A 21,501-nucleotide genomic window follows, 5' to 3' on the forward strand; every position below is an offset into this window, starting at 1 on the left:
CACTATAGCGCCGGGATTCTGGAACCAGCATCATGACGTCCGGGGTTTGGATAGGTTTCCGTAACCTCCGCCACTCTCGACTAGGCTAGTAGCGACGACGACGTCGGTCTTTCCGTCTGATGTACAGCCAGATCCCAAGCAGTCAGATTCCCTGCAGATCGCTTCACCCAAAGGAGCATATCCATGGCGCTTATCGATGCCATCCACGCCCGCGAAATCCTCGATTCCCGTGGCAACCCGACCGTAGAAGTTGAGGTCCTGCTCTCCGACGGCCAGATCGGCCGCGCAGCAGTTCCCTCCGGCGCCTCCACCGGCGAACACGAGGCCGTTGAGCTCCGCGACGGCGACAAGGGCCGCTACCTCGGCAAGGGCGTCCAGAAGGCCGTTGACGCCGTCATCGACCAGATCGCCCCGGCCCTGGTCGGCTTCGACGCGACGGACCAGCGCAGCATCGACCAGGCCATGATCGACCTCGACGGCACCGCCAACAAGGGCAAGCTCGGCGCCAACTCCATCCTCGGCGTCTCCCTTGCCGTGGCCAACGCCGCAGCCGCCTCCGCCGACCTGCCGCTGTACAAGTACCTGGGCGGCCCGAACGCCCACGTCCTGCCCGTGCCGCTGATGAACATCCTCAACGGCGGCTCCCACGCAGATTCCGACGTCGACATCCAGGAATTCATGATCGCCCCGATCGGCGCCGAGACCTTCTCCGAGGGACTGCGCTGGGGCGTTGAGGTTTACCACAACCTCAAGTCCGTCCTGCAGGCCAAGGGCCTGTCCACCGGCCTCGGCGACGAGGGCGGCTTCGCCCCGAACCTGCCCTCCAACCGCGCCGCCCTGGACCTGATCCAGGAAGCCATCAAGAACGCCGGCTACACCCCGGGCAAGGACATCGCCCTGGCCCTGGACGTCGCCTCCTCCGAGTTCTTCACCGACGGCGCCTACCAGTTCGAGGGCAAGGCCCTGAGCGCCACCGAGATGAGCAACTACTACGCCGAACTCGTGGCCGACTACCCGCTGGTCTCCATCGAGGACCCGCTGGACGAGAACGACTGGGAAGGCTGGAAGACCCTCACCGACGCGATCGGCGACAAGGTCCAGCTCGTGGGCGACGACCTCTTCGTCACCAACCCGGTCCGCCTCCAGCAGGGCATCGAGTCCGCCACGGCAAACTCGCTGCTCGTGAAGGTCAACCAGATCGGTTCGCTGACCGAGACCCTGGACGCCGTGTCCCTGGCCCAGCGCGCCGGTTACACCACCATCACCTCGCACCGCTCCGGCGAGACGGAGGACACCACGATCGCCGACATCGCCGTTGCCACCAACGCCGGCCAGATCAAGACCGGTGCACCGGCCCGCTCCGAGCGCGTCGCCAAGTACAACCAGCTGCTGCGCATCGAAGAGGAACTCGACGACGCCGCACGCTACGCCGGCCGCAGCGCCTTCCCGCGTTTCAAAGGCTAGTTAGCCGCTAAAACCGGTGACCGGTGGCTATGGTTGAAAGACCATGGCCACCGGTTCTGTTTTTGGTCCGCTGTTGAAGGAGTGACATGGCTACCCGACGCCCCAATGTTCCCCGGGCTACGCCCGCGGCGCCCAAGGCGGCCACGCCGCCGGCGGACGCCGGCACGGGGCCGGCAGGCGACGGCGGCGACGTGATCCGGGCGGACTTCGGCGGCGCGAAGGCATCGGCAGCAAAGCCGCCGACATCGGCAGGGGCAGCGGCCCCTGGGGCGGCCAAACCCGGACCCCGGTCTCCGGCGTCGGGCACCCCGGCCCCCGGCAAGCGCCGCCCGGCAGCAGCGCCGGGAACCAGGCCGGCACCCGGAAAAGCCGGCGGAAAGCCCGCCCGCCGCCCGGCCGCGGGGGACGCCGGCGACTCGCTCGATCCCGTCCCCGCCAAGGCATTCTCCGGCAGGCTGCTGGCCCTCGGCGTCGTCATGGTCGCCATCACGATCCTGCTTGCCCCGACCGTGAAGATATTCCTCGACAAGCGCGCCGAGATCGCGGCCCTGCAGGCGGATATCGCGGCCAAGCAGGCCAAGCAGGAGGACCTCAAACGCCAGGTGTCGCGGTGGCAGGATCCCAACTACGTCAAGCAGCAGGCCCGCGACCGCATTAACATGGTTATGCCCGGAGAGACGGGCTACTGGGTCTTCGGCAGCGATCTTCCTGCCGCTCAGGCCAGTGGCTCGGCAGGGGCAGCAACAGCACAAGACCCGGCCAACCTGCCGTGGGTGGACGCCCTGTGGGAGTCCATCCGGCGATCGGCAACAGACTAGGAGCGGCGCCCGCCGCCGCGGTTGTCCCGCAGGCAACCGCAGACCAGGGCAGGAAGGTGCCACTCCCGTGGACCAGAACCGAGTGGACCAGAACCAGGAACACACAGTGCCGGAAAATACAGTGCCGGAAAATACAGCGCAGGCGTCCCGCCGGCCGTCCCCACACGACCTCGAGGTCCTCAGCCGCCAGCTGGGCCGGCCGGTGCGGGACGTCGTCGAAATCCCGGCCCGCTGCGCGTGCGGCAACCCGCTCGTGGCGGCCACCTCGCCGCGGCTCAGCAACGGCACGCCGTTCCCCACTACGTTCTACCTCACGCATCCGGTGATCACGTCCGCGGTGTCACGGCTGGAAGCGGCCGGGCTGATGAACGAGATGAACGACCGGCTCGCCGCCGACGCCGGCCTCGCCGCCCGCTACCGCGACGCCCACGAGGCCTACCTGGCCTCCCGCGCCGAAATCGGCGCGCGCTCCGGCACCGGCGCCGTCCCGGAGATTGACGGCATCTCCGCCGGGGGCATGCCGACCCGCGTCAAGTGCCTGCACGTCCTGGTGGGCCATTCGCTGGCCGCCGGGGCCGGCGTGAACCCGCTTGGCGACGAGGCCATCGCGGCCATCGCCGAGTGGTGGACCGCGGACCGCTGCTATTGCGACGGCGCCTGGGACACCGGGGGAGAGGCCCCTTCCCGGGACCTCAGCCGCCACGGGCCGCAGGGCCTGCCCGAGATCGTGGGACGTCCCGCCCCCGTGCGCAAGTCCCGCACCGCCGGTACGGAGGACGTAAAGTGACCCGCGTTGCGGCAGTGGACTGCGGCACCAACTCGATCCGCCTGCTGATCGCAGATATAGAAACAGAGGCCACCGCCGCCCGGCCCGCCCCGCGGCTGAGCGACATCGTGCGCGAAATGCGCGTCGTCCGGCTCGGCCAGGGTGTGGACTCCACCGGCGAACTTGCCCAGGAAGCCCTCGAGCGCACCTTCGCGGCAACCCGGGACTACGCCGCCCTCATCCGCGGGCACGGCGCCGAAAAAGTGCGTTTCGTAGCCACCTCGGCCACCCGAGACGCCAGCAACCGCCAGGTCTTCGTCGACGGCATCCGCGGCATCCTCGGCGTCGAACCCGAGGTCATCACCGGCGACGAGGAAGCCGCGCTGTCCTTCGCCGGCGCCAGCAGCGTCCTGCCCTCCCGCGGCGCCGACCCCGTGCTGGTGGTGGACCTCGGCGGCGGCAGCACCGAGTTCGTGCTCGGCAACGCCGACGGCGTCATCGCCGCCCGCTCGGTCGACGTCGGCTGCGTCCGGATGACCGAACGGCACCTGCGCGCGGACCCGCCCACCGCGGAACAGATCGCGGCTGCGGAGGCCGACGTCGACGCTGCCATCGCCGAGGCGGCACGGACCGTGCCGCTGGACCGCGCCACCGCCGTCGTCGGCGTCGCCGGCTCCGTCACCACGATCACCGCGCACGCGCTGCGCCTGCCGGAGTACTCGCCGGCCGCGATCCACGGCACCGAACTGGACCTGGAAGCGGTGCGGAAAGCCTGCACCGAACTGCTGGACATGACCCGGGCCGAACGCGCGGCCCTGCCGTACATGCACCCGGGCCGGGTGGACGTCATCGGGGCCGGCGGCCTCGTGTGGCGCCGGGTCCTGCAGCGCCTGGCCGAGGCCACGGCCGGCCGCATCACCACGGCGGTGACCAGCGAACACGATATTCTTGACGGAATTGCCCTCAGCATCAGCTAATTTTGACCGCGATGTTATGCATCAGCCGGTGTGCACCAGCCGTTGTGTACCGACACCGTGCTTGTGCCGCTGGCGCTTGCGCCGATAGGACCTGTATGACCAGAGCAACAGCCCGGCGCCGCCGGACCGCCTCCGCGTTGATGGCCTTGGCCCTTGCCGGCGGCACCGCCTCGGCCGCCCTCACGGCTGCCCCGGCCGCCTACGCCGACTCCTGGCGGGACAAGGAGTACTGGCTCGCCGAATCCGGCATCACCAAAGCCTGGGACGTGTCCAAGGGCGCCGGCGTCAAGGTCGCCGTAATCGACAGCGGCGTGGACGGCGCGCACCCGGATCTGGCGGGCGTGCTCGCCGGAGGCACGGACATCTCCGGCGCCGGAAGCCCCAACGGGCAGGAAAGCATCGGGGCCAAGCCCGAGCACGGGACCCTGGTGGCCACCATGCTTGCCGGGCGCGGGCACCAGCCCGCCGGGTCCACGGCCAAACCGACGGCCAGCGCCTCCGGCCCTGCAGCGGGCGCTGCCGTCGGACCCGACGGGATCGTCGGCGTCGCCCCGGAGGCCCGGATCCTGTCCGTCTCCACCTGGCTGGGGTCCGCCAACCCGGGCGGCAAAACCGACCAGGACCAAATCCCGGAGGCCGTGCGCTGGGCCGTGGACAACGGCGCCCGCGTCATCAACATCTCCCTTGGCAGCACCTCGCCGGAATGGCCGCAGAGCTGGGACGCGGCATTCCTCTACGCCGAACAAAAGGACGTCGTGATCGTCGCCGCCGCGGGCAACCGGGTGGGCGGCAACATCCAGGTCGGGGCCCCGGCCACCATCCCCGGGGTGCTGACCGTCGCGGGCCTGGACCGGACGGGGACGGCGAGCATCGACTCCTCGTCCCAGGGCATCAGCATCGGCGTTGCCGCACCCGCCGAGGGCCTGGTCGGCGGGATGCCCGCCGGCGGCTACGCCGAGTGGGCAGGAACCTCCGGCGCCACCCCCATCGTCGCCGGCGTCGCCGCCCTCATCCGCTCCAAGTGGCCCGAGATGTCCGCGAGCCAGGTCATCAACAGGATTGTCAGCACGGCCAAGGACGCCGGGGCCCCGGGGAAGGACCCGCTGTACGGCTTCGGCGTGCTCGACGCCGAAGCCGCCCTCAAAGCCGACGTCCCGGAAACCAAGGTCAACCCGCTGGGCTCCATTTCCGACTGGATCAGGGTCCAGCGGCGCGGGAACCCTGCCACGACGGCGCCGGCCGCCGCGCCCTCGCCCCCGAGCGCCGAGCCCACCCTGCCCGAGGCGACCGTGCCGGTCGCGGAGAAACCCTCGCAGCTGGACAGCGCCGTGCCGGCCGCCGTCGTGCTCGGCTTCGGCCTGCTGTTCGTCGGTATCATCGCCGGGGCCGCCGTGCAGTTGCGTGCCGCGATGCGCACCCCGCCGACGGACACCCGGGGCGGGTCGGAGGGCCCGGGCGGGGCCGGTTCGGGGACCGCGGATTCATTGGATTCCAGCAGCCAGTCATAGTTAGTGAAGGTTTTCACAAACTACTGTATTCTTGACGCATGGCATCCTCCCTTCAGCTCCAGGACCGTCCCCGTGTGCTCGTCGTCGGCGGCGGGTACGTCGGCCTGTATGTAGCCCTCAAACTGCAGAAAAAGATCGCGAATGCAGGTGGCATCGTCACCGTCGTCGATCCGCTGCCCTACATGACCTACCAGCCCTTCCTGCCGGAAGTTGCCGGCGGCAACATCGAGGCCCGCCACGCGGTCGTCTCGCACCGCCAGCACCTGAAGCAGACCGAACTCATCCAGGGCCGCGTCACCTCGATCGACCACGCCAACCGCACTGCGGTGGTGGCCCCCTCCGACGGCGGCGCCACCTTCGAGGTGCCCTACTTCGACGTCGTCCTGGCCGCCGGCGCCATCACCCGCACCTTCCCGATCAAGGGCCTCGCGGACAAGGGCATCGGCCTGAAGACCATCGAGGAAGCCGTTGCGCTGCGCAACAAGGTCCTCGAGCGCATCGAGACCGGTTCGCTCATGACGGACCCGGCCGAGCGCGCCCGCGCCCTGACGTTCGTCGTCGTCGGCGGCGGCTTCGCCGGCATCGAATGCATCACCGAAATGGAAGACCTTGCCCGCGCCGCGGTCAAGAACAACCCGCGCGTCAAGCAGGAGGAAGTCCGCTTCGTCCTGGTCGAGGCCATGGGCCGCATCATGCCCGAGGTTACGGCGCAGCAGGCCGAGTGGGTTGTTGGACACCTCCGCAGCCGCGGCATCGAGGTCCTGCTCAACACCTCGCTGGACAACGCCGAGGGATCCCTGAAGCTCATCAACCTGCCGGACAAGACCCTGGCCCAGGAATTTGAGTCTGACACCCTGGTCTGGACCGCGGGCGTGCAGGCCAACCCGATGGTCCGCTCCACGGACTTCCCGCTCGAGCCGCGCGGCCGCGTCCGCGTGCTGCCGGACCTGCGCATCGCAGGTGACGAGGGCATCATCGACAACGCCTGGGCTGCCGGCGACATCGCCGCCGTTCCCGACCTCACCGGCGGCGGCCTGCCGGACGGCACCTGCGTGCCGAACGCCCAGCACGCGCTGCGCCAGGCCAAGCGCCTCGCCAAGAACCTGTGGGCCTCCCGCTGGAACAAGCCGCTCAAGGACTACAAGCACAAGAACCTGGGCGCCGTCGCCGGCTTCGGCGAATGGAAGGGTGTCGCGAACATCAACCTGCTGGGCCGCATCGGCCTCAAGGGCCCGCTGGCGTGGCTGGCCCACCGCGGCTACCACGGCCTGGCCATGCCGACCGTTGAGCGCAAGATCCGCGTGATCACCGGCTGGTTCTGGGCCTTCTTCCTGGGCCGCGACACGACGCAGCTGATGGACCTGGACAACCCGCGCGGCGCATTCGTGGCCGCAGCGACCCCGGCGCCGAAGCCCGCACCGGCACCGGCACCGGAGGCGGCCAAGCCCGCAGCTGACGCCAAGGCCGACGCCAACGTGTCAGCCAAGGAGTCAGCCTCGGTTCCCGCAGACGCCAAGTAAACACCGGCCGTAACTTAGCGGTTGCCATACGACGGCGGCTGTTCCCCTCCGGGGAGCAGCCGCCGTCGTTTGTTGTTCCGGTCCCGGCAGCCGCACCACTGAAGGGAACAGCCGCCGGACCCCGGCGCCTAGACTGGCATCATGACAGGCGAAAAGGACCTCCATACGCTGCTGGCAACGATGCACCCCGTGCGCCGCGACGGCGAATACGTCTATGTTCTGTGGCCGCACGGCAGGCCGCTGGCGGGGGAGATCATGGCCGCCGTGCGGGAAGCCGAGGGACTGACAGTGGTGATGCCCCGGGACGACGCGGACGCCATGGGACTCTCCTATGACTTCGTGGGCGCCTGGATAACCCTCGAAGTGCATTCCTCGCTGGAAGCAGTGGGCCTCACGGCCGCCGTCGGAGCCGCCCTGACCGAGGCGAAGATCAGCTGCAACGTGCTGGCCGGCTTCCACCATGACCACCTGCTGGTGCCGGTGGCGGATGCCGACCGCGCCCTGGAAGTCCTGCACGAACTAGCCCTGCGCGAATCCGCCCCGCACGAATTCGACCCGCACGAGCTCGCCCAGGACAGCAGCCGGGAGCCCGCCGCACCGGCACTGCGGCTGCGCGTCGAACAACCGGAGGACCGGCCCGCCCTCCTGGCCCTCACCGCCGCCGCCTTCGCCGTGTCCCCGGTGACCGGACTGCCGGTGGAAGGCGAACCGGAGGAAGTTGACCTGCTCCGCCGGCTCTTCGGCTGCGCAGAGTACCTGCCGGAGTTCAGCATTGTCGCGGAGCTTGACGGCGAGATCGTGGGCCATGTGATCAGTACCCGGGCCCGGGTGGGGGACCTGGACCTTCTCGGACTCGGGCCGATTGGGGTGGTGCCCCGGCTGCAGCGGCACGGCATCGGCACCGCGCTCATGAAGGAGACCGTGGCACGGGCCAACGCCGCGGGGGAGCGGGGGATCGCCCTGCTGGGCAGCCCCGGCTACTACTCGCGGTTCGGCTTCGTGCCGTCCTCCTCCCTCGGGGTGGCGCCGCCGGTGCCGGCATGGGGCGCGAACTTCCAGCTGCTCCCGCTCGCCCTCTGGCCCGGCGGCGTCAGCGGCACTTTCCGCTACGCCGCGCCGTTCGAGGGCTGATCCGGCCTGCGACGGGATACCATTGACCGGGCGCCCTAGTAGCCCAATTGGCAGAGGCATCGGACTTAAAATCCGCGTGTTGTGGGTTCGAGTCCCACCTGGGGCACAAGCCGGGAACCGGCGTGTTCGAACAGTCCGTGGGACGGACGGAAGCGCCCCACCCGCCATCGGGTGGGGCGCTTTTCGGGTCTTGGCCCCGCCCCCGATAATGGTTACCCTGGGCCACTACTCCTTACCATGCTAGTGAGCACCTGGCCGGGCGGCAATGATTGATTTGCGCTATGCCGGGCGGGCCGGGAGAACGTACCGGCCGGCCTTGTCGGTGGCCAGAGCCAGGGAACTGATGTACTGCGGGCCGCCGTCCGGTGCCCGTTCCGCCGACAGCATCATGTCCGGCCGTTCGAAGTGCAGGCCGCTGACGTGGCAGGGCAGCGTGGCGCCGCTGGGATTCCCGTCGGCGTCGAACATCGGCAGGTCGATACCGTCGTCGGTGCGTCGCAGGTAGAACCGGCCTTTCGTGACAATCGCCATGATCGGGGTGACGACGACGGCGATCGCCACGGCGAACACCGGCGAGAACGGCTGCACGGCGGAGCCGAAGGCGCCGAAGAACATCGCGATCGAGACCCCGGCGGAGAGCGCGAGCGAGACGACACCGACCGGGTTCCAGTCGTGCAGCATGCCGCGGCGGAACTCCGGGTGGAGCGGCGAGAGCTTCAGGAGCCACTTGTTGACCATGATGTCGGTGGCGACCGTGACGATCCACGCCATCGCGATGTTGGCATAGAAGCCGAGGATGGTGTTCAGGAAGTCGAACATGTTCGCCTCCATCAGTACCAGGGCGATGCCGAGGTTCACCACCACGAAGACGAGGCGGCCGGGGTAGGTGCGGGTGACGCGGGTGAACGAGTTGGTCCAGGCAAGGGAACCCGAGTAGGCGTTGGTGACATTGATCTTGATTTGCGAGATCACCACCAGGACGACTGCCAGCGTCATGGCCAGCCAGGCCGGCATCATCTCCGTGTAGACGCCGAGGAACTGGTGCACGGGCTCATTGGCGGTGGCCGAGGCGGCCGGGTCGAGGGTGCCGATCAGGTACACGGCGATGAAGAGGCCGATCGCCTGCTTGATCGCACCGAACACGACCCAGCCGGGTCCGGCGAGGATCACGGCCCGCCACCAGGCCACGCGGTTCTCGGCGGTCTTGGGCGGCATGAAGCGCAGGTAGTCGATCTGCTCCGCGATCTGGGCAATGAGTGACAGGCAGACGCCGGCCGCGAGCATGACCGAGGCGAAGCTGGGGCCCCCGTTGCCGTCGCTGCCGCCGTAGGCGAAGAACTCGCTGATCGAACCGGGGTGGGTGGCCACCAGGAAGCCGAAGGGAAGCACCATGAGCACCAGCCAGAGCGGCGTGGTCCAGACCTGCAGCTTTGACAGGACCTTCATGCCGTAGATGACCAGCGGAATGACCAGGATTGTCGACACGGCGTAGCCGGCCCAGCGCGGCACCCCCAGTCCGATCTCGAGCCCCTGGGCCATGATCGAGCCTTCGAGGGCGAAGAAGATGAACGTGAACGTGGCGAAGATGATGTTGGTGACCACCGACCCGTAGTAGCCGAACCCCGCTCCGCGGGTGATCAGATCGAGGTCGATGTTGTAGCGGGCCGCGTAATATGCGAGCGGGAAACCTGTCACGAAGATGATCGCGGCGGCCACGGCGATGCCGAGCAGCGCGTTGGTTGTCCCGTGGGCGATGCCGATGTTGGCGCCGATCGAGAAGTCGGCCAGGTAGGCGATGCCGCCCAGGGCGCTGGTCGCGACCACGCCGGTGCCCCACTTGCGGTACGAGCGCGGCGCGAACCGGAGGGTGTAGTCCTCCAGGCTCTCCTTGGTGGCGTTCCTGGTGTCGGAGTCGGCCGGGGACTGTGGGGCCGGGGCGGTGGTGGCGCTGGCGGGCTGTAAGTCCGTTGACATGGGGCGACCTTTCGCAGAGGGAACAGCGGGCAGTGGTGCGGACGCGATTCTGCCGAAGACATGTTTCCGGCATGTTCCCGGCTGCGCTCATGCATGTGTCGTTCGCCGCGGGCCAGAGGGCCCGGCTTTCGCCGCAGGCCGGCCCGGCGCCGGGCGCCAGATTTCCTCTATGCAACGAGTGTTATAAGGATGTGATCGTAGTCACTTATTTTCGGGCCGAATTTGCATTAGCTTGAAGTGGAATCAGGAACACCTGATCTTTCGCGTCAAAGGCCGTTCGCACCTTTAGATGAGGAGCTTGTACATGACTTCACTCCCTCGGGTCGCGCCCCGCATCGCTAAGCTCACAGTGCTTAGCGTGGGCGTCGCCCTTCTGGCTACGGCTTGCGGTGGTTCGTCCACCCCGAGCTCGACGGGCTCCAGTTCAGCCGCGGCCGCCGGCATCGCATGCCCGGCACCCAGCGCTACCGGCGGCGGCACCTCAGCTGCCAGTGACACCGGCTCCGTGCCCGCATCGGCCACCACCACCGACACGCCCCTGAAAATCGGCTCGCTCCTGCCGACAACGGGTTCGCTGGCCTTCCTCGGCCCGCCCGAAATTGCCGGTGTCAACCTCGGCATCAAGGAAATCAACGACGCCGGCGGCGTCCTGGGCAAGCCCGTCGAGGTCATCCACCGCGACTCCGGCGACACCAAGACCGACATCGCCACCCAGTCCACCACGGCACTGCTCGGCCAGGGCGTCGGCGCCATCATCGGTGCCGCTTCCTCGGGCGTGTCCAAGACGGTCATCAACCAGATCACCGGTGCCGGCGTCGTCCAGTTCTCCCCGGCGAACACCTCGCCGGACTTCACCACGTGGGACGACAAGGGCCTCTACTGGCGCACCGCTCCCTCGGACGTGCTCCAGGGCAAGGTCCTCGGTAACTACATCGCCACCTGTGGCGCCCAGACCATCGGCATGATCGTCCTGAACGACGCCTACGGAACCGGCCTCGCCAAGAACGTCCAGGCCGCTTTCGAGGCAGCCGGCGGCAAGGTTGTGGCTCAGGAGCTCTTCAATGAAGGCGACTCCCAGTTCAGCAGCCAGGTGGACAAGGTCCTCGCCGCCAAGCCGGATGCCATTGCCCTGATCACCTTCGACCAGGCCAAGAGCATCGTTCCGCTCATGACGGGCAAGGGTGTCAAGCCCAACCAGATCTTCATGGTGGACGGCAACATGTCCGACTACAGCAAGGACTTCCAGCCGGGAACCCTCAAGGGCGCCCAGGGCACCATCCCGGGCACCTTCGCCAAGGATGACTTCAAGAAGAAGCTCCTCGCGATCGACCCGGCCCTGAAGGACTACAGCTACGCAGGTGAATCGTACGACGCTGCCAACCTGATCGCTCTGGCAGCGGAAGAGGCCAAGAGCACCAAGGGTACGGATATCGCCGCACACCTGAAGGATGTCTCTGAAGGCGGCGAGAAGTGCAACACCTTCCCGTCCTGCGTCACCCTGCTCCGCAACGGCAAGGACATCGACTACGACGGCCAGTCCGGCCCCGTAACGTTCTCCGATGCCGGCGACCCGACTGAAGCCTACATCGGCATCTACGAGTACCAGGATGACAACACCTACAAGCCCGTCAAGGAAGAGTTCGGCAAGCTGTAAGCCGCACTCCGCCTGACACGGAAGGCCCCCGCCCCCAGGGCGGGGGCCTTTTGCGTGCCCGGAGGGCCCGACGCCGGCGAGGCGAGGGCGGGTGTCACGCACTTCTACTCAAGAGCCTGCGCTGCGTGACGCCGTCGTCGCCTTGGTGGTGAAGCAAACGGTGACTTAGGAGCTGAGGGTGACGGAGGCAGGCGCTTGTGAAAGCGCCGTTGTTGCGCGAGGCACGAGCGCAGGCGCCGAGCAAGTGGCTGCGGAGTCGCCCGGAGTCCCCAGAGCGGCCGCGGAGTCCGAAGGCGCGCGGGGCACGCAGAAGGGCCGCCACCGGCTGGTGACGGCCCCTCAGCGAAGCGGTACTGCTGGTACTCCTACTCGACGGTGTCCGCGAGCGTCCCGAGGTAGAGCTGGATGACCTTGGGGTCCTTCATCAGTTCCCGGCCGGTGCCCGTGTACGCGTCCTTGCCCTGGTCCAGGACGTAGCCGCGGTCGCAGATCTGCAGGCAGCGGCGCGCGTTCTGCTCGACCATGATGACGGAGACGCCGGCCCGGTTGATCTCGTGCACCCGCAGGAAGGTCTCATCCTGTTTGACGGGGGAGAGGCCGGCCGAGGGCTCGTCGAGCAGGAGCACGGCGGGATCCATCATCAGGGCCCGGCCCATGGCCACCATCTGGCGTTCGCCGCCGGAGAGTGAACCCGCCCGCTGGGCGCGCCGCTTGCCGAGTTCGGGGAACAGGCTGGTGACGAAGTCGAACCGTTCGGCGTAGTCCTTGGGCCGCTGGAACATGCCCATCTGCAGGTTTTCCTCGATGGTCAGGGCCGCAAAGACGTTGTTCGTCTGGGGTACGAAGCCCACACCCTTGGTGACCAGCTTGTTGGCCTTGAGCCCGGTGATGTCCTGGCCGCGGACCACGACCGAGCCGGAGTGGACCTTGACCAGGCCGAACATCGCCTTCAGCAGCGTGGACTTCCCGGCGCCGTTGGGGCCGATGATGCCGATCAGTTCACCCTTGCGGGCCTCGATGCTGCAGCCGTTGAGGATGTTGACCCCCGGGATGTACCCGGCCACGAGGTCGGTGACCTTGACAACCGAGTCGCCGTCGAAGGCGGGCTGGGCGGTCGGTGCCGCGCTGGTGGCGCTCATTCTGTGTCCTTATCAGTGCTGGTCGGTTTCCCGGGGCTCTCCGGCTGATCAGTGTTCGCCGGCTCCCCGGAGACGCCCGACTGGTCCCCGGGCGTCGGTTCCCCGGCGCTGCGGCGGCCGTGCGGGGCCCCGTTCGCACCGGGCTCCTGCGCCTCGGTGGCGAGGACATCGGCCGAGATGATGCCGGCGTTGTCCGTGCCGACGATCGATTCCTCGTCCGCGACAAGCTCGGCAGCCAGTTCCTTGATGCCCTCCGCGTCGCCGAGGTCGACGTCGTGGTGGGCGCCGAGGTAGGCGTCGATCACGGCGGGGTTCTTCATGACCTCCGCCGGCGGACCTTCGGCCACGATCTTGCCCTCGGCCATCACGACGACCCAGTCCGCAATGTGACGGACCATGTGCATGTCGTGCTCGACGAACAGGACCGTCATGCCTTCGGACTTGAGGTTCTTGATGTGGTCCAGCAGCGACTGCGTCAGGGCCGGATTAACGCCGGCCATGGGCTCGTCGAGCATCACGAGCTTGGGACGCACCATGAGCGAGCGGGCCATTTCCAAGAGCTTGCGCTGGCCGCCGGACAAGGACGCCGCGTAATCGTCCTTCTTGGCGTCCAGCTTGAACTTCTCGAGCAGGACGTTCGCCTCTTCGGTGATCTTGCGCTCCTGGCCGCCCCAGATGCCCTTGAACAGGGCCTTGGAGAGCCGCTCGCCGGACTGGCTGGAGGCGCCCAGGCGCATGTTCTCCATGACAGTGAGCTTGCCCATGACCTTGGTGAGCTGGAACGTGCGCACCATGCCCATCCGGGCCACCTTGTAGGAGGACACCCCGGCGAGGCTCTGGCCCTCAAACTGCCAGCTGCCCGAGTTTGGGGTGTCGAAGCCCGTGAGCAGGTTGAACAGCGTGGTTTTGCCGGCCCCGTTCGGGCCGATCAGGGCCGTGATCTTGTGCCGCGGAATCTCCAAATATTCGACGTCGACGGCGTTGATGCCGCCGAAGCTGCGGGTGACGTTCTCCGCCACCACGATCGGGTCACGCTTCTTGCAGCCTGGCCCGACCTCGCCGACGGCGATCGGCCGGGTGTCGGTCATGTAGTCGACTTCTTCCGACATGCGGGGTTCGCCGCGCGATTCTTCGCTGGGAATGCTCATGCGAATGCCAGCTCCTTCTTGTTGCCGAGGACGCCCTGGGGCCTGAAGATCATCAACAGCATCAGCGCGACACCCACCAGGATGTAACGCAGCTGACCGGCCTGGACCGTGTTCAGCCAGGTGATGGTGCCGGACTCGATCAGGCCGTAGAGGATGCCCTGGGTGAGGGAGAGCACCACCCAGAAGATCATGGCGCCGACCACCGGGCCGAGCACCGTGCCGAGGCCGCCCAGCAGCAGGCAGGTGTACAGGAAGAACGTCAGTTCGGTGCCGTAGTTGGCGGGCTGGACCGCGCCGCGGGGGAGCGTGAAGATCATGCCTGCCAGGGCACCGAGCGCGCCGCCGATGATCAGGGACTGCATCTTGTAGGCGTACACGTTCTTGCCCAGTGAGCGGACGGCGTTCTCGTCCTCGCGGATGCCCTTGAGCACGCGGCCCCAGGGGCTGCGCATGAGCAGCCAAACCAGGGTGCAGAACAAGGCCACGACTGCCCAGGCGACCACCCGGATGAAGAAGTCGCGGTTGTTCATGCCGATGTAGGTCCCCGGCGGGAAGGGGTTCATGGCGTAGAAGTCGCCTTCGAAAGCGGCCAGGCCGTTGGCCGAACCGGTGACGGAGGTCAGCTGGTTGGTCGTGACGATGTAGCGCACGATTTCAGCCGCCGCGATGGTCACGATGGCCAGGTAGTCCGCCCGCAGCCGCAGCGTCGGGATGCCCAGCAGCAGGGCGAAGATGGCCGAACACACGACGGCGATGAGCAGTCCGACGAAGAACGGCACGTGGAACGTCAAGGTGGAGATGGCGAAGCCGTAGGCCCCCACCGCCATGAAGCCGGCCTGGCCGAAGTTCAGCAGGCCGGTGTAGCCGAAGTGGACCGCGAGGCCGAGGGTGGCGAGGGCGTAGGCGGCTGTCGTCGGGCTGAAGAGTTCGCCGGCGGCGCTGGAGAAAATAAATCCGAAATCCATGGCTGTCTCCTAACCCACGCGCTCGCGGCGGCCCAGAATGCCCTGAGGCCGGAACAAGAGGACAACGATCATGATGAACAACGCTCCCACGTATTTGAGGTCGGCCGCGAGACCGAACACGGTGGTCAGCTCCACGAAGATGCCGACGATGATGGAACCGACCAGGGCGCCCCAGACCGTGCCGAGGCCGCCCAGGGTGACAGCGGCGAAGATGAGCAGCAGGATCTGCGAGCCCATGTCGAAGGTGACGCCGGGCCGGTAGTAGGCCCACAGGATGCCGCCGAGGGCGGCGAGCATGCCGCCGACCACCCAGACGATCCGGATGACGGAGTCGACGTCGATGCCGGAGGCCGCGGCCAGGGCCGGGTTGTCGGCCACCGCGCGGGTGGCCTTGCCCAGCCTGGTCTTCAGAAGGACGACGCCGAGGGCTGCGATCACGGCGGCGCTGACGATCAGGGAAAAGAGGTTGTTGGGGGAGATCGAGACCGGGCCGATCAGGATTTCCGCGCTCTGGGCAAACGGCAGCTGCTGGGTGGCGCCGCCGAAGTAGAACTGGATGATGTAGCGGACGGCCAGGGCGAGGCCGATGCTGACGATCATCATCGGAACAAGCCCGGTGCCGCGGCGCCGCAGCGGCTTCCACAAGCCTGCGTCCTGGGCGTAGCCGAACAGGCCGCCGCCCACAATCGCCAGGAGGACGGCCAGCCAGAACGGCAGGTTCATCCCGTTGAATGCAAAGACCAGCACGGCGCCCAGGGTGACCATTTCACCGTGGGCGAAGTTCGTCAGGCCCGTGGTGCCGAAGATCAGCGAGAGGCCAACGGCCGCGAGGGCGAGCAGCAGGCCGAAGCTCAGGCCGGCCACGAGCCGGTTAATCAGGTTCTGGCCGAAGTTCTGCTCCGCCACAACAATGCCTTTGCCGAAGGCGAAGATCACCGAGAGGTTGGAGGTCTGGCTGAACGTGACCTTGCGGGGGTTTTCCTGGCCCTCGGCGAGCTTGATGCCGCTCGGCAGCGTGGACTCGTCGAGTTTGACCTCGTAGGTGCCCTGGGTGGGGACGCCGATGGTCCAGGCGCCATTGGCTCCCGATTTTGCGGTTCCCGTGAAGTCGCCGTTCGTGGCGGTGATGGTGACCCCGGGGATCGGTGCGCGGTCATCGCCGCGCAGGAAGCCGCTGATGCTGTTCGTGAACTGGGTGGCCGACGGGGATGGTGTCGGCGAAGGGGTCGTGGCGCTGGATGCCGGGGCAACGATGAGCAGTAGTGCGGCCATGGTGGCAAGTACCGCCCCCACCGACCTCAGTAGACTGCCGCGCCGTCTCTGCGACAGGCCGCTCGTTGTGCTTCTCAAATTGAAAACCTCCACATGGGGGTGCTGTGGGTTGCGCCTTTGCAACCGCTGCGAACGGTCAGGGGGCGGGGTCCTGCCTGCAGTGGTGTACTGCGGGCATTGCTTGTGATGTCCGTCACCCTGTGTGGCCTATGCTACAGCGCGGGGAGGCCGATGAATGCCGTTGCGAGCAGGCAGAACGTCGCGATCGGGTAACAACCGTGTAGTGCGGCAGGAGCTATGTTTTAGCGCAGCTTAAGAAAACTTTTGTTGATTCCGAGTATGCCTAAACAGTGGCCGCTCTGACCCCGGGCTCCAAGCTTTTCCCAAGCCGTCCCGCGTTATGGTGCGAAGAGCGCCGGCGTCCGAGGACGGGATGCCGGGACCCGGATCTCCAGTCCGGGACCAGGTGCCGGCGCCGGCAGCGGGGGCCGATCTTGGAGGGCCGAGCGATGAACCGGGTGGTCAGGCTGTGCCTCGCGGGCACGCTTGTCCTGGCGGTCCTGGGGATTCCGGCACTCAGCCTTGGACCCGAAACCGCCGGGGCCCAGGCCTGCGTGCCCGGTGCGGGCCCGCCGTCCAATCCCTACCCCGGGAGCACCGCGGCGGCGTCGGGCTTCGAGTCCGCCACCTTGGACGGGTTTGGCGTCTCCACCTCCGGGACGGGAACGGCCTCGGTGTCCACCGCCATATCGCATTCCGGCAACTGTTCGGCCGTCCTGCACACCACGACAGCGCCGGGCTCCCTGGCCCGCATGACAGTCGGCCTGAAGCCGGGGGCGACCGAAGCGTATGCGGACGGCTGGTTCAATATCGCCGCGGAGGGCGGGGCGGGAAACAATGTTCCCTACTTCCGGTTCTTCTCCGGCGGCGTCCGTGTCCTGGATGTCTTCCGGCAGAACGTCTCCCATGAGCTGATGCTCCGGACATCCTCACCGGAAGGGTTCATGTACACCACGCTGCGGCGGGAAGTTCCCGGCGACTCCTGGCACCGGCTCATCATGCACGTGGTGCCCAACGGACCCGCGACGGAGGTGCAGATCTGGTGGGACGGGCGGTCCGTCTATGCGGGGACGGTCAGTGTGCCGGCGATGACGGTCGATACGGTGCAGCTCGGCTCAGAACATGACCAACAGATGGCAGACATCTATGTCGACGACGTCATCGTCAGCAGCGGCACGGGAAGTCCGGTGCCGGTTCCCGGGCCGCTCCCGGCACCCAAAGGGGAACCGTCGGCACCGCCGAACGACCTCCGGGTGGACAACCACTCGTTGGTTCTGGCGGCGGGCACCGTCTACAGGCGCGGCAGGCCACTCCGGATGGGCTGAGTGGGATCCGCTGACCGGGGCCGGTCGGTGCCCGGCGTTAGGCCTGTCGTCCGGTTCCGGCGTTAGGTCACGGTTCGGTTGCGGCGGCCGTAGCAGGGAACTATCCCTCCCGGCCGGCCGTGGGAATTGGTAGCGTGACTTTACAAAGCCTGCTGCAGAGCGGCCCTGTGGCTTCCTGCACGGCCGGCTGCCTGCCCGTAGGCTTCGCATTGTCCGCGCTGCATTTGTCCGCATCACTCATTCCGTATCGCACCGGATCACCACCTACCCCTAATCTTGGAGGAAACCCGCAATGGCATCTGGCGGAAACCCGATCTTCAGCGGAAAGAATTTCCGTGAAGCCACCCAGGCCCCGCCCGCCCCGCAGGCGTACGGCCAAAACCCCTACGGCCAGGCCCCCTACGGCCAGAACGGCTACGGCCAGGCCCCCGGCCAGGTCATGGACGCCCGGGGTGCGTGGAGCTCCGCGCAGCAGGGCATGACTCAGGATCAGCTGCAGGACCTGTACAACCGCCCGGCTGCCGGCCCGGCAGATATCGGCCGGATGACCTACGACGACGTGATCGTCAAGACGGCCGGATGCCTCGGTGTCCTGGTGGTCGGCGCCGCCGTGGCGCTCGCCGTTCCGCAAGGCACCGGGTCCATGCTGATGATCCTCGGCGCGCTCGGCGGCTTCGCCCTGGCCATGGTCAACACGTTCAAGAAGCAGCCCTCTCCCGCGCTGATCCTGGCGTACGCGCTGCTCGAGGGATTCTTCCTCGGCGGCCTGACCCGCATCCTGGACAACATGTTCCCGGGTGTCGGCATCCAAGCCGTCGTCGGGACCCTGTCCGTGTTCGCCGTGACCCTGGTGCTGTTCAAGAGCGGCAAGGTGCGGGCAACGCCCAAGGTCATGCGGTTCTTCATGATCGCCCTGATCGGCTACGCGGTGTTCGCGCTCATCAACCTGTTCATGATGATGACCGGTGCCGTGACGACGCCGTTTGGCCTGAGCACGAGTGTGGAGATTTTCGGCATCCCGCTCGGTGTCTTCATCGGCATCCTGGCGATCGGCCTGGCCGCGTTCTCGCTGATCATGGACTTCACCAGCATCGAGGCGGCCATCAGCGCCGGCGCCCCGCAGCGGTTCTCCTGGACCGCCGCTTTCGGCCTCACGGTCACCCTGGTCTGGCTGTACGTCGAGATCATCCGCCTGCTGGCCATCCTCCGCGGCGACGAGTAGCCGCCGTCCTTCCCGACACCGGCTCTGTCACGCAGGAGCCCCGCCGGACGGCGGGGCTCCTGCGTTTTAAGCGCGGCGTCAGCTCAGGCGCTCGAGGACCACCGCCATGCCCTGGCCGCCGCCGACGCACAGCGTGGCCAGCCCGAGGGCGGCGTCACGGGTGCGCAGGCCGTTCAGGAGCGTGGTGGTCATGCGGGCCCCGGTCATGCCGAACGGGTGTCCCAGGGCGATCGCGCCGCCGTGGACGTTGAGCTTCTCCGGATCAATCTCCAGCTCCCGGGCACTGGCCACCACCTGGACGGCGAAGGCTTCGTTGAGCTCCACGAGGTCGACGTCGCGGATTGTCAGGCCGGCGAGCGTGAGCGCCCTGCGGCTCGCCTCCACCGGGCCCATGCCCATCAGTTCCGGGGACAGGGCGCTGACCCCGGTGGACACGATCCGGGCGAGGGGTTCGAGGCCGAGTTCGCGGGCGCGCGTGTCGCTCATGACCACGACTGCGGCCGCCCCGTCATTGAGCGGGCAGGCGTTGCCGGCGGTGACGGTGCCGTGGCTGCGGAACACCGGCTGCAGGGCGGCGACACCCTCGGCGCTCACGCCGGGCCGCGGAGAGTCGTCGCGGTCCACCACCGAGCCGTCGGCGCGGGTGTACGGCGTGATTTCGCGGGCGTAGAACCCGGAGGTGATCGCCGCCTCGGCCCGGTTCTGGCTGAGCACGGCCCACGCATCCTGTTCCGCGCGGCCGATCCCGTAACTCGTCGCGACGTTCTCCGCGGTCTGGCCCATGGCGATGTAGACGTCCGGCATACGGCCGCCCAGGCGCGGGTCGGTCCAGGGCGTATTGGAGGCCGCGCGGGCCTCGGTGCGTTGCCGCGCCGCCTGGAACTTCGGGTTGTGGCTGCCAGGGTCGGTCTCGCCGGCCCCGGCCCAGTCCCGGTACCGGGACACCGACTCCACGCCGGCGGCGACGAACGCGTGCCCTTCTCCGGCTTTGACGGCGTGGAACGCCATCCGGAGCGTCTGCAGGCTGGAGGCGCAGAACCGGTTGATGGTGGCGGCGGGAACGTTGTCCAGCCCGGCCAGGATGCCGGCCACCCGCGCCATGTTGGAGCCGGCCTCGCCGCTGGGCTCGGCGCACCCCAGGTAGATGTCGTCGAGGCCCGGACCCGGCCCGGCGGCGGCGTCGAACCCGGCCAGCGGCGCCAGGGCGGCCGTGATCATGGCGGCGGCGAGGTCGTCGGGCCGCTCATCCTTCAGCGACCCCTTGAACGCGCGCCCGATCGGGCTCCGGGCGGTGGAAACGATGACGGCTTCAGGCATGCGCCAAGACTACGCCCCGGCTATGCCAGCCGCACGGCCCCGGCGGCGGGGCGGACGCTGAAGATCTCCGGCGCGGTGTAGCCGGCACGGGAGAAGGCCTGCCCGACGGCGGCACGGACCTGCGGCTCGGACCCCGCCGGCGTCAGGGCGATCGCGGAGCCGCCAAAGCCTCCGCCGGTCATGCGGGCACCGAGCGCGCCGGCGGACCGTGCGGTGTCCACGGCCAGGTCCAGCTCGGCACAGGAGATCTCGAAGTCATCGCGCATCGAGGCGTGGGAGGCGTCCAGCAGGGGACCGATCACGGCCGGGCCCAGGGTCTCCAGCAGCTCCACCGTCTGCAGCACGCGGTCGTTCTCGGTGACGACGTGCCGGACCCGCCGGAACGTTTCAGCGTCCAGGAGCCCGCTGGCTTCCTCCAAGTCCTCCAGCCCGACGTCGCGCAGGGCCCGCACGCCGAGGACTTCGGCGCCGAGCTCGCACGATTCCCGCCGGGCGGCGTATTCGCCGTCGGCGTGGGAGTGGGAGACCCTGGTGTCGATGACCAACAGCACCAGCCCGGCGGCGTCGGCGTCGAACGGGACCTGGCGGACGCTCTGGTCCCGGCAGTCGAGGAAGACGGCGTGCCCGGCCGTGGCCCGGAGCGAGGCGGACTGGTCCATGATGCCGGTCGGCGCTCCGACGAAGTCGTTTTCCGCGCGCTGGGTGGCCAGGACCATGTCCTGGGCGGACAGGCCGGCGGAGGTGAGGTCGTTCAGCGCCGTGATCACGGCGCATTCAATGGCGTGGGAGGAGGACAGGCCGGCGCCGCGCGGGACGTCGGAGTCCAGGAGCAGGTCCACGCCCGGGACCGTGACCCCCACTTGCTGCAGCGCCCAGATGACACCGAGCGGGTATTTGGTCCAGCCCCGCGCGGCGGCGCGGTCCAGCGAAGCCGTGTCCGCCGTCGTCAGTCCCTGGTTGCCGAACGTGGAGAGCATCCGCACGGCCGAATCCGGCCGGATCCCGACGGCCACCCGGGCCGTCCGGTCGATCGCGAACGGCAGGACGAAGCCCTCGTTGTAGTCCGTGTGCTCGCCGATGAGGTTGACCCGTCCCGGCGCCCGCCACACGCCGTCGGGCCGGACGCCGAAGACCGCCTCAAACCGGCCCGCGAGCCCGCCGCTGTCCGTGGAGGGGATCATGGCCTGGCACCTGCGCTGCTGGAAGTCATGGAACCAAGGTATACGGGTTCGCAGGGTTGT

17 protein-coding genes and 1 tRNA gene are annotated in these 21,501 nt (G+C 68.1%); 11 read left to right on the forward strand and 7 right to left on the reverse strand.

What is annotated here, in order from left to right; translation table 11 throughout:
• Window positions 1-183 precede the first annotated feature (183 nt).
• The 8 genes from eno to CFN17_RS12500 all read left to right on the forward strand — a co-directional run bounded on the left by eno (window position 184) and on the right by CFN17_RS12500 (window position 8,290).
• Window positions 184-1,464 carry a phosphopyruvate hydratase gene (eno, locus tag CFN17_RS12465; protein WP_208748021.1) on the forward strand — a complete coding sequence of 427 codons (1,281 nt, stop codon included), beginning with the start codon at window positions 184-186 and terminating at the stop codon, window positions 1,462-1,464.
• 86 nt (window positions 1,465-1,550) lie between these two features.
• Window positions 1,551-2,282 carry a septum formation initiator family protein gene (locus CFN17_RS12470; protein ID WP_208748022.1) on the forward strand — a complete coding sequence of 244 codons (732 nt, stop codon included), beginning with the start codon at window positions 1,551-1,553 and terminating at the stop codon, window positions 2,280-2,282.
• Window positions 2,283-2,403: 121 nt separating this feature from the next.
• A complete protein-coding gene (locus CFN17_RS12475) occupies window positions 2,404-3,069 on the forward strand; it encodes a DUF501 domain-containing protein (protein WP_208751476.1) in 666 nt (221 codons plus the stop codon).
• Entirely contained in the window at window positions 3,066-4,025 is a 960-nt protein-coding gene (locus tag CFN17_RS12480; protein ID WP_208748024.1) for a Ppx/GppA phosphatase family protein, read from the forward strand. Before CFN17_RS12475 ends, CFN17_RS12480 begins: the two co-directional genes overlap by 4 nt.
• A gap of 95 nt (window positions 4,026-4,120) precedes the next feature.
• Window positions 4,121-5,533, forward strand: a complete 1,413-nt coding sequence (locus tag CFN17_RS12485) for a S8 family serine peptidase (protein ID WP_208748026.1) — start codon at window positions 4,121-4,123, stop codon at window positions 5,531-5,533.
• Between the two features lie 38 nt (window positions 5,534-5,571).
• A complete protein-coding gene (locus CFN17_RS12490; protein WP_208748028.1) occupies window positions 5,572-7,053 on the forward strand; it encodes an NAD(P)/FAD-dependent oxidoreductase in 1,482 nt (493 codons plus the stop codon).
• 141 nt (window positions 7,054-7,194) lie between these two features.
• The gene (locus CFN17_RS12495) at window positions 7,195-8,184 is read left to right on the forward strand and encodes an N-acetyltransferase (protein ID WP_208748029.1); all 990 of its coding nucleotides are present in this window, start codon (window positions 7,195-7,197) and stop codon (window positions 8,182-8,184) included.
• A gap of 32 nt (window positions 8,185-8,216) precedes the next feature.
• A tRNA-Leu gene (locus CFN17_RS12500) sits at window positions 8,217-8,290 on the forward strand.
• Between the two features lie 173 nt (window positions 8,291-8,463).
• Here CFN17_RS12500 and CFN17_RS12505 read toward each other — a convergent pair.
• Window positions 8,464-10,158 (reverse strand): cytosine permease, encoded by a 1,695-nt coding sequence (locus CFN17_RS12505; RefSeq protein WP_208748031.1) that lies wholly within the window; start codon window positions 10,156-10,158, stop codon window positions 8,464-8,466.
• 304 nt (window positions 10,159-10,462) lie between these two features.
• Here CFN17_RS12505 and CFN17_RS12510 point away from each other — a divergent pair, with 304 nt between their 5' ends.
• Window positions 10,463-11,812 (forward strand): ABC transporter substrate-binding protein, encoded by a 1,350-nt coding sequence (locus CFN17_RS12510; protein ID WP_208748032.1) that lies wholly within the window; start codon window positions 10,463-10,465, stop codon window positions 11,810-11,812.
• 365 nt (window positions 11,813-12,177) lie between these two features.
• Here the strand turns inward: CFN17_RS12510 and CFN17_RS12515 are convergent, their stop codons facing one another.
• Genes CFN17_RS12515 through CFN17_RS12530 form a run of 4 tightly spaced genes read right to left on the reverse strand, consistent with a single transcriptional unit; the run spans window position 12,178 to window position 16,336 of the window.
• The gene (locus CFN17_RS12515) at window positions 12,178-12,951 is read right to left on the reverse strand and encodes an ABC transporter ATP-binding protein (RefSeq protein ID WP_208748033.1); all 774 of its coding nucleotides are present in this window, start codon (window positions 12,949-12,951) and stop codon (window positions 12,178-12,180) included.
• Window positions 12,948-14,099 carry an ABC transporter ATP-binding protein gene (locus CFN17_RS12520; protein ID WP_261792187.1) on the reverse strand — a complete coding sequence of 384 codons (1,152 nt, stop codon included), beginning with the start codon at window positions 14,097-14,099 and terminating at the stop codon, window positions 12,948-12,950. Before CFN17_RS12520 ends, CFN17_RS12515 begins: the two co-directional genes overlap by 4 nt.
• Window positions 14,096-15,064: a branched-chain amino acid ABC transporter permease gene (locus CFN17_RS12525; RefSeq protein ID WP_208748034.1), complete on the reverse strand. Its 969-nt coding sequence runs from the start codon at window positions 15,062-15,064 to the stop codon at window positions 14,096-14,098. Before CFN17_RS12525 ends, CFN17_RS12520 begins: the two co-directional genes overlap by 4 nt.
• Before the next feature lie 9 nt (window positions 15,065-15,073).
• Window positions 15,074-16,336 carry a branched-chain amino acid ABC transporter permease gene (locus CFN17_RS12530; protein WP_261792188.1) on the reverse strand — a complete coding sequence of 421 codons (1,263 nt, stop codon included), beginning with the start codon at window positions 16,334-16,336 and terminating at the stop codon, window positions 15,074-15,076.
• Window positions 16,337-16,845: 509 nt separating this feature from the next.
• On the opposite strand from CFN17_RS12530, the gene CFN17_RS12535 reads away from it, so the two are divergent.
• Both CFN17_RS12535 and CFN17_RS12540 read left to right on the forward strand, forming a co-directional pair.
• Complete coding sequence (locus tag CFN17_RS12535; RefSeq protein ID WP_208748036.1) at window positions 16,846-17,721, forward strand: hypothetical protein; 876 nt, start codon at window positions 16,846-16,848, stop codon at window positions 17,719-17,721.
• 292 nt (window positions 17,722-18,013) lie between these two features.
• Window positions 18,014-18,943, forward strand: coding sequence for a Bax inhibitor-1/YccA family protein (locus CFN17_RS12540; RefSeq protein ID WP_208748037.1), 930 nt, complete (start codon window positions 18,014-18,016; stop codon window positions 18,941-18,943).
• A 78-nt stretch (window positions 18,944-19,021) separates the two neighbouring features.
• Here CFN17_RS12540 and CFN17_RS12545 read toward each other — a convergent pair whose 3' ends face one another.
• On the reverse strand, window positions 19,022-20,260 hold the full coding sequence (locus CFN17_RS12545; protein WP_208748038.1) for an acetyl-CoA C-acetyltransferase: 1,239 nt from the start codon (window positions 20,258-20,260) through the stop codon (window positions 19,022-19,024).
• Between the two features lie 20 nt (window positions 20,261-20,280).
• Complete coding sequence (gene galK / locus CFN17_RS12550) at window positions 20,281-21,441, reverse strand: galactokinase (RefSeq protein WP_208748039.1); 1,161 nt, start codon at window positions 21,439-21,441, stop codon at window positions 20,281-20,283.
• Window positions 21,442-21,501: the final 60 nt, after the last annotated feature.

The organism is Arthrobacter sp. PM3 (assembly GCF_003352915.1).
Taxonomy (GTDB): Bacteria; Actinomycetota; Actinomycetes; order Actinomycetales; family Micrococcaceae; genus Arthrobacter.